This is a genomic window from Moraxella sp. CTOTU49097, assembly GCF_032064105.1.
In the GTDB taxonomy this organism is placed as follows: Bacteria; Pseudomonadota; Gammaproteobacteria; order Pseudomonadales; family Moraxellaceae; genus Faucicola; species Faucicola osloensis_B.
The window spans coordinates 1-7,712 of record NZ_DAMBOA010000037.1; the positions used below are offsets into that span (position 1 = coordinate 1).

General features: G+C 42.8%; 8 protein-coding genes. 6 read left to right on the forward strand and 2 right to left on the reverse strand.

Annotation, left to right across the window (positions count from 1 at the left end; all coding sequences use genetic code 11):
• The first annotated feature begins 218 nt into the window (after window positions 1–218).
• On the forward strand, window positions 219–707 hold the full coding sequence (locus RT064_RS10725; protein ID WP_036591734.1) for a YajQ family cyclic di-GMP-binding protein: 489 nt from the start codon (window positions 219–221) through the stop codon (window positions 705–707).
• Between the two features lie 78 nt (window positions 708–785).
• On the opposite strand, the gene hisB is transcribed toward RT064_RS10725, so the two are convergent.
• Both hisB and def read right to left on the reverse strand, forming a co-directional pair.
• Window positions 786–1,388, reverse strand: coding sequence for an imidazoleglycerol-phosphate dehydratase HisB (gene hisB / locus RT064_RS10730; RefSeq protein WP_135887807.1), 603 nt, complete (start codon window positions 1,386–1,388; stop codon window positions 786–788).
• 22 nt (window positions 1,389–1,410) lie between these two features.
• Window positions 1,411–1,941 carry a peptide deformylase gene (gene def / locus RT064_RS10735; protein ID WP_313063342.1) on the reverse strand — a complete coding sequence of 177 codons (531 nt, stop codon included), beginning with the start codon at window positions 1,939–1,941 and terminating at the stop codon, window positions 1,411–1,413.
• Window positions 1,942–2,302: 361 nt separating this feature from the next.
• On the opposite strand from def, the gene RT064_RS10740 reads away from it, so the two are divergent.
• The 5 genes from RT064_RS10740 to dnaK all read left to right on the forward strand — a co-directional run.
• A complete protein-coding gene (locus tag RT064_RS10740) occupies window positions 2,303–3,406 on the forward strand; it encodes a LysM peptidoglycan-binding domain-containing protein (protein ID WP_313063344.1) in 1,104 nt (367 codons plus the stop codon).
• Window positions 3,407–3,575: 169 nt separating this feature from the next.
• Entirely contained in the window at window positions 3,576–4,805 is a 1,230-nt protein-coding gene (gene dprA / locus RT064_RS10745; RefSeq protein ID WP_313063347.1) for a DNA-processing protein DprA, read from the forward strand.
• Between the two features lie 48 nt (window positions 4,806–4,853).
• Window positions 4,854–5,459 (forward strand): L-threonylcarbamoyladenylate synthase, encoded by a 606-nt coding sequence (locus RT064_RS10750; RefSeq protein WP_313063350.1) that lies wholly within the window; start codon window positions 4,854–4,856, stop codon window positions 5,457–5,459.
• Between the two features lie 212 nt (window positions 5,460–5,671).
• Window positions 5,672–6,253 carry a nucleotide exchange factor GrpE gene (grpE, locus tag RT064_RS10755; protein WP_144918615.1) on the forward strand — a complete coding sequence of 194 codons (582 nt, stop codon included), beginning with the start codon at window positions 5,672–5,674 and terminating at the stop codon, window positions 6,251–6,253.
• Between the two features lie 161 nt (window positions 6,254–6,414).
• The coding region (dnaK, locus tag RT064_RS10760) for a molecular chaperone DnaK (RefSeq protein ID WP_313063354.1) at window positions 6,415–7,712 on the forward strand (1,298 nt) is incomplete at its 3' end.

Sequence of the window (7,712 nt, forward strand, 5' to 3'; positions counted from 1 at the left end):
TACTCATTATACAAACAAATAAGGTAAAAAACTGTAATCAGCGTTATTAAAAAGTTAATTATTTTAATCAGTATTTTAAATCATTATATAATTAATGATTTATTTTATATGATTAAATGTGGTGATAACAGTCCGTCAATTGTTAAAAATTGACAAAATCAGTTATGATAGGGCAGATTTTTTAGATTTTACTCAACAAATTTGATAAGGAAAACCTCATGCCATCTTTTGACGTGGTTTCAGAATTACAGTTATTTGAAGTTAAACATGCGGTACAAAATACCGAGAAAGAAATCGCCACCCGTTTTGATTTTAAGGGTAGTGACATTAAAGTCGAACTCAATGAGAAAGACAAAAAAATCACCATCACCGCAGACAATGAGTTGCAGATGGAAAACGTATATGCCATGCTTGAGAAAAACATGATAAAGCGTGGGGTGGATTTGCAGTCGCTCGACCCACAGGATAATCAAGGCTCGGGCAAACAAATGAAAAAGGTGGTCAATCTCAAAGATGGACTTGATGGCGATACCGCCAAAAAAATCAGCAAGGCATTAAAAGAGTCGGATTTGAAAGTATCGGCAGCGATTCAAGGCGATAAAGTACGGGTCAATGATAAGAAAAAAGATACGCTACAGCAAGCGATGGCGTTTTTGAAAGAAAAGCAATTTGGCGTGCCACTGCAATTTAATAATTTTAAAGACTAATGCAAAAATTATTACAAAACAATTAGCATAAAAAAAAGCCCTCGTCTGAAACAGGGCTTTTATTTTTACAGGTTGCTATTAAAGACTTTCTTTTGTACTCGGCAATCTATCAAGTGCACGTTCATCATATTCCACTGCCATCCGCAGCGCACGAGCAAATGCCTTAAACGTACTTTCAATTTGGTGATGGCTGTTTTTGCCTTTCAAGTTATCCAAATGGATAGTTATCATGGCATGATTAACAAAGCCATAGAAAAATTCACTGAACAAATCCACATCAAACCCACCAATCATCGCACGGGTAAACGGGATATCCATGTGCAGTCCAGGGCGACCTGAAATATCCACTACCGCACGGGAGAGGCTTTCATCAAGTGGGGCATAAAAATGTCCATAACGCACGATGCCTTTTTTGTCGCCAATCGCTTGTTTGAAGGCTTGACCTAGCGTGATACCAACATCTTCGACACTATGATGGTCGTCAATGTGGGTGTCACCGTTACAGGTAATATCCATATCAATTAAGCCATGACGTTTGATTTGGTCAAGCATATGGTCAAGAAATGGCACACCCGTGTCAATGTTGCCTTGACCGGTACCATCAAGGTTGATAGACACGGTGATTTGGGTTTCGGCAGTATTTCGTGTGACGGTGGCGATACGCGATGGGCGAGTGGTCATGGTTTTCCCTTACAGTTAAAAATCACAATCTTTTATGTTCAGCATCTTTTTCACGCTGTTTGACAACTTTACGCACTTTATCACGCGCACGGTCTTGTTTGAGCTTAGATAAATAATCCACAAAAACTTTACCATTTAAGTGGTCAATTTCATGTTGGATACATACGGCAAGTAGGCCTTGTGCTTCTTCAACAAACGGGTTGCCCTGCGCGTTGAGTGCCTCAATTCTGACATGTTTGGGTCTATCGACTTTGTCATAATATTCTGGCACAGACAAACACCCTTCTTCGTAGCTATATAATTCATCGGCTAATGGGGTGATAACAGGGTTGATAAACACCCGAGGCTGGCTGCCATCTTCGGATAAGTCCATCACCACCAATTGAATATGCTCATCCACTTGTGTCGCCGCCAGACCAATACCTTTGGCGGCATACATGGTTTCAAACATATCATCAATCAAGGTTTTTAGGTCATCATCAAAGTGGGTGACAGGCTTGGCAAGGGTACGAAGCCTCGGATCTGGGTAATTTAAAATGGTACGTAAAGTCATAATCGGTCAACTGTTAATATTGCAAAGTTATCTAAAAAAATTGGCATAGGGTAACGCAAACGCTAAAGTTTGGCTACTATAACTTATATATAGGTGCAAACCAATCGCTTCACAATAGCAAATAATTAATGATAATGATTGAGTGATTAAAATCCACCAAAACCAAATCATTTAAAAAAACGATTTAAAGAGAAAATTTATGAAGCCCCAATTATTTTATGCTATGCTAACCAAAATTTACATAGTGCAAATTATGGGTGATTTTGCGACACATAACACAACATTTGGCTATGATGTTTATAAGTGATGGTAAAGCGTATGCCATTTAAAGCGTTAAGCGGTTAATCTTGAGTATTGGGCTATGACGAACTATAACACCACGACAATGAAAAAATTATCCTTCGCTTTGTTGGCAACCCTAGGTATGACAGTGACTTCGCTAGCCGCTGCTAACAACCCGCCGCCTCGCATCAAAGCCGATGCTCCTAACCGTTATGTGGTAAAAAAAGGTGATACGCTTTGGGATATCTCCGGTAAATTCTTAGAAAGTCCGTGGCGCTGGAAAGAAATTTGGGCGACCAATAAACAGATTCGTAATCCGCATCTGATTTATCCAAAAGATGTGATTATCTTATGTGTGATTAAAGGGCAAAAATTGGTCGGTGTAGATACAGGGGAAGGCTGTGCAGGCATTGAAAAAGCCATGAGCGCGCCAGTCACCACAACCACGGTGGTGAGTGCCGCCGGTAGTATTACTGCGATTCCTTTGACTGCCATTGAAACATGGCTTGAGCGCAATATCATCGTATCGCCTGATGACTTTAAAACTACCCCCTATGTGCTTGCTTCAAAAGATAAAAACATTATCACAGGTGTCGGTAACAAAATCTATGCCAAAGGCGTGCCACTCATTGTGGGACAACGCTATGGCGTGTATCGTGAGGGCGAACCGTATATTGACCCAACCACCCGTAAAGTCATCGGTCTTGAAGTCACCCAAGTTGCCGCAGGTATCGTCACTAGCGTAGCATCAAACGGTGTTTCTAGTATCGAGCTTAAAAAATCGTATGGTCAAGAAGTGCGCGAAGGTGACCGTGTATTTGTCGAAGTCGGTCAGTATTTGCCACCCGCGTTTTATCCAAAACCTGCCAGCGTTACCCGTGGCGGTCGCGTGATTCGCATTTTAAATTCCATTAGTAGTGCGGGTCGAGATGGGGTGATTGCCATTAATTTGGGTACTAGCCAAGGCGCTGAGCCAGGCGATGTGTTGACGGTTTATCAAAAAGGCGCTTTAGTCTTGGACGACTATTCACGCGTGAAAGGTGGGGCAGTACGGTTGCCAAGCGAGCAAATCGGTCATGTGATGGTATTTAAAGCATTTAACGATATTAGCTACGCTTATGTACTCGATGCTGAATCAGCAATTCATGAGCAAGATTTTTTATTGCCTGCGGTTGGCAACTAACGCTTTCGCTTACCTTTGCTTGCTTGCCCTTGCTTATGCTTGATGGGTAAGCGATTGTTCAAAAGCCAGTCACCTTGACTGGCTTTGCTGTCTTTAAAGTTTTTATCATGAGAAAAATTTATAATAGTAAACATTCATAAGCCCTATACATGCCTAAGGAATATACGTGATGCAGGACTATCAGCCTAACTTAAACCCCGCACAGCAGGCTGCTTTATTGTTATGGCATTTAGTGAACTTATCGGTGCCGGTTTATAATAAGCTTGTAGCGCGTTTTGGTAGCGCTGAACAAGCGATTCAAGTTAAGCTAGCAGACTGGCAAGCACTGGGCTTGCATGATAATCACTACAAACGCTTTGCTGAGTTTATCAGCGCCAGTCGAACCAGCCAATTTTTGCATGATACGCTATTAGAACTATCACAAGGGCAGTATGGTGTGGTGTTTGATAATGACCCTTTATATCCGACTCAGTTAAAAAACATCTATGACCCACCCCCTTTGCTATTGTATCAAGGTAACTTATCTGCCTTAAGCCAACCACAATTGGCGATTGTTGGAAGTCGTAAACCTAGCCCACATGCCGAAAAAATTGCTTTTGATATGGCGCAATATTTGGCGCACGAAGGCTTATGGATCACCAGTGGCATGGCGGAAGGAATTGACAAACAAGCACATTTAGGTGCGTTAAGTCTACAAATGACTGGCACACAAGGTGGTACTATTGCGGTACTGGGCAATGGTATTAAACATTGTTATCCAAAAAATCATGCCAGCCTTAAAGCCCATATTATTGCGTCAGGTGGCTGCGTCATTAGTGAATTATTGCCTGATATGCCGAGCAATCGCTACCATTTTCCAAGGCGCAATCGTCTCGTCGCTGGGCTAAGTTTGGCAACTTTGGTTGTTGAAGCTGCTGCCAAAAGCGGCTCGCTCATCACGGCCAGAGAAGCCAATGAGCAAGGCAAACAAGTCTTTGCTATTCCTAGTCATATTGAAAACCTCAACGCCAAAGGTTGCCACCAATTGATTCGTGAGGGTGCGACCTTGGTCGATCATCCATCACAAATTTTGGAAGATTTATCAATTTTTAAATCGCCGCTTGTCAAAGCCACTGAGGTTGAACCAGCGCCAATAGTTGTACAGTCTGTCAGCAGTAGCCCTCAATTACCGTCCGAATCAGCATCAAACACCTATCCGCACCAAGCGCCATTGGCGATGGAGGTGCCGCCGCATTTGCAGACCCTACTTAATCAACTCGATTGGGTCGGGCAAGATTTAGACAGCTTGGTCGATAAGACCCGCACCGATATTGCCACACTCATGGGCTGGCTGATTGAGCTTGAGCTCATGGGACTGGTGATGCAGCGCGGCGGTCTATATATGCGCTGCCGCCCTTAATTTTGATAAGCGATAAGCAACAAGACTACCAAATAATCGAGGTATATAATGCAATTTAATGACACCCAGCTCGATGCAGTTCAGCAATTTTTACAAGCCGGCAATCTGCTCGCTTATCCAACCGAAGCGGTGTGGGGAATTGGCTGTGACCCATTTAACGAAACCGCAGTCAAACAGATTTTAGCGATTAAACAACGTCCAATCGAAAAAGGCATGATTGTTATCACAGGCGATATCGCCCATATTCAGCCATTTTTACAGCCGTTACCCCAACAGGTAGTTGATAGCATTGCGGCAAGTTGGCAGTCTAGCGATGCACAAGCCACCACTTGGTTATTACCGATTCCTGCAACATTGCAAGACAAAATCCCCGACTGGGTCACAGGTGGACGAGATAGCTTAGCCATACGAGTGATTAGCCATCCGATGATTGCCGAACTATGCAATCACATTGCTCAAGCAGACAACAATAACCCATTTGGATTTTTAGTATCCACAAGTTGTAACCTATCGGGTTTAACGCCTGCTACTGATTTCGCAGCTGCTTATCATTACTTCGGTGATGCCATCGGTTATTTACTCGGCGATACCCTTGGATTTGTTCGACCTAGCCAGATTTTTGATGCGCTAACCCAACAACAAGTACGCGCTTAATACCTTGTTTTTAGCAATTTTTATCTTCTCATGTCATAAATACGCAAATTTAGTGTGGATTTCATAGGAAAAACGCCATTTTGACCCGCAAATAATGCGACTCACTCTTGAAATCAAAGAGATTCACCATTATCAAAGCCAATAGCTTTAACCGTTTTAACGTGTAACCGTTACCTTGGTGACGGTTACTTTGATAATAGGAGTGATGATTGATGAATTCAGCTGATAATAACCAAAATACGCAACCGCATAACCAAACTGACGCCGTCTCGACGGAGTTAAAAGATGCCATGGAACAGTTTGAGCCAAGTAACGAGCAAAAAACCATTCCTAGCGACATCAATTTGAGCACCTACGAGCAGCGTATTGCCGAGCTTGAAGGTCAAGTGAAAGAAGCCAAAGAAGCTCATGCCCGTGCCAATGCTGAAGCCTACAATGCACGCAACCGCATGGAGCAAGAAACAGAAAAAACCAAAAAATTTGCTTTAGAAAAATTTGCCAAAGACCTATTAGACACTGTTGATAATCTTGAACGTGCGATTGAAAATAGCCAATCCGACAATGATCCTGTGCTTGAAGGCGTCAAACTTACCCACAAATCGCTGATTGCGGTGTTAGAACGATACGGCGTTAAAGTGGTCAATCCACAAGGCGAAACATTTAATGCTGACCTGCATGAAGCCGTAGGTATTGACCCAGAAGCGAGCGCCAACCAAGTCGGTCAAGTACTACAAAAAGGTTATACGCTACACGAGCGTTTATTGCGTCCAGCCATGGTTCGCGTAGGTAGCTAGTAAGCAAGCAGTAAACAACGGATTGACCGATTGGTAACGAGTGTAGCAAAAAACTTTTGCTAACTACTTGAAAAAAACCCTCGGTAAACCGATATAAAAATACAAGACAATATGGTGCTCATCACCACTTACCATCAAAATAAAAATTGGAGAATTTAATTATGGCTAAAATTATTGGTATTGACTTAGGTACAACCAACTCATGTGTTGCAGTGATGGAAGGTGACAAAGTTAAAGTCATCGACAATGCTGAAGGCGCACGTACCACCCCATCAATCGTTGCTTATAAAGATGACGGCGAAATCTTAGTGGGTCAATCAGCCAAACGCCAAGCGGTAACCAACCCACAAAATACCTTATTTGCTATCAAGCGTTTGATTGGTCGCAAGTTTGAAGACAAAGTCGTGCAAAAAGATATTGGTATGGTGCCATACAAAATTGTCAAAGCTGACAATGGCGATGCTTGGGTTGACATCAACGGTAAAAAATTAGCACCACCTCAAATCTCTGCGGAAGTTTTGAAAAAAATGAAAAAAACTGCAGAAGATTATTTGGGTGAAAGTGTCACTGAAGCGGTAGTAACGGTACCTGCTTACTTTAATGACAGCCAACGTCAAGCCACTAAAGACGCCGGTAAAATCGCAGGTCTTGATGTCAAACGTATCATCAACGAACCTACAGCGGCAGCCTTAGCTTACGGTATGGACAAAAAAGGCGGTGCAGACCGTAAGATTGCGGTTTATGACTTAGGTGGTGGTACTTTTGATATTTCAATCATCGAAATCGCAAACGTTGATGGCGAGCAACAATTTGAAGTGCTTTCAACCAATGGTGATACCTTCTTAGGCGGTGAAGACTTTGACTTGACCTTAATCGACTACTTGGTTGAAGAATTCAAAAAAGAAAACAGTGTGAATTTAAAGGGTGACCCACTGGCAATGCAACGCCTAAAAGAAGCGGCAGAGAAAGCGAAAATCGAACTTTCAAGCTCACAGAGCACCGATATTAACTTACCGTATATCACTGCCGATGCCACAGGTCCAAAACACTTAGTGGTAAATGTAACCCGTGCCAAGTTAGAAAGCTTAACTGAAGCGCTAGTCAACCGTACCATTGAGCCTTGTAAAGTCGCACTGAGCGACGCAGGCTTAAAAGCGTCTGATATTGATGACGTTATCTTGGTAGGTGGTCAAAGCCGTATGCCACTGGTACAACAACGTGTTCAAGAATTCTTTGGCAAAGAGCCACGTAAAGATGTGAACCCTGATGAAGCCGTAGCGATGGGTGCAGCGATTCAAGGTGCGGTATTATCGGGCGACAAAACTGACGTACTACTGCTTGACGTAACCCCGTTAACCCTAGGTATCGAAACCATGGGCGGTGTGTTGACACCAATCATTGAGAAAAACACCATGATTCCAACCAAGAAATCACAAGTGTTCTCTACAGCGGATGACAA

Coding starts and splice junctions, on each gene's coding strand:
- RT064_RS10740 (WP_313063344.1), top strand. CDS start 2,303: ATGACGAACTATAACACCACGACAATGAAAAAATTATCCTTCGCTTTG.
- dprA (WP_313063347.1), top strand. CDS start 3,576: ATGCAGGACTATCAGCCTAACTTAAACCCCGCACAGCAGGCTGCTTTA.
- hisB (WP_135887807.1), bottom strand. CDS start 1,388: ATGACCACTCGCCCATCGCGTATCGCCACCGTCACACGAAATACTGCC.
- def (WP_313063342.1), bottom strand. CDS start 1,941: ATGACTTTACGTACCATTTTAAATTACCCAGATCCGAGGCTTCGTACC.
- grpE (WP_144918615.1), top strand. CDS start 5,672: ATGAATTCAGCTGATAATAACCAAAATACGCAACCGCATAACCAAACT.
- RT064_RS10750 (WP_313063350.1), top strand. CDS start 4,854: ATGCAATTTAATGACACCCAGCTCGATGCAGTTCAGCAATTTTTACAA.
- RT064_RS10725 (WP_036591734.1), top strand. CDS start 219: ATGCCATCTTTTGACGTGGTTTCAGAATTACAGTTATTTGAAGTTAAA.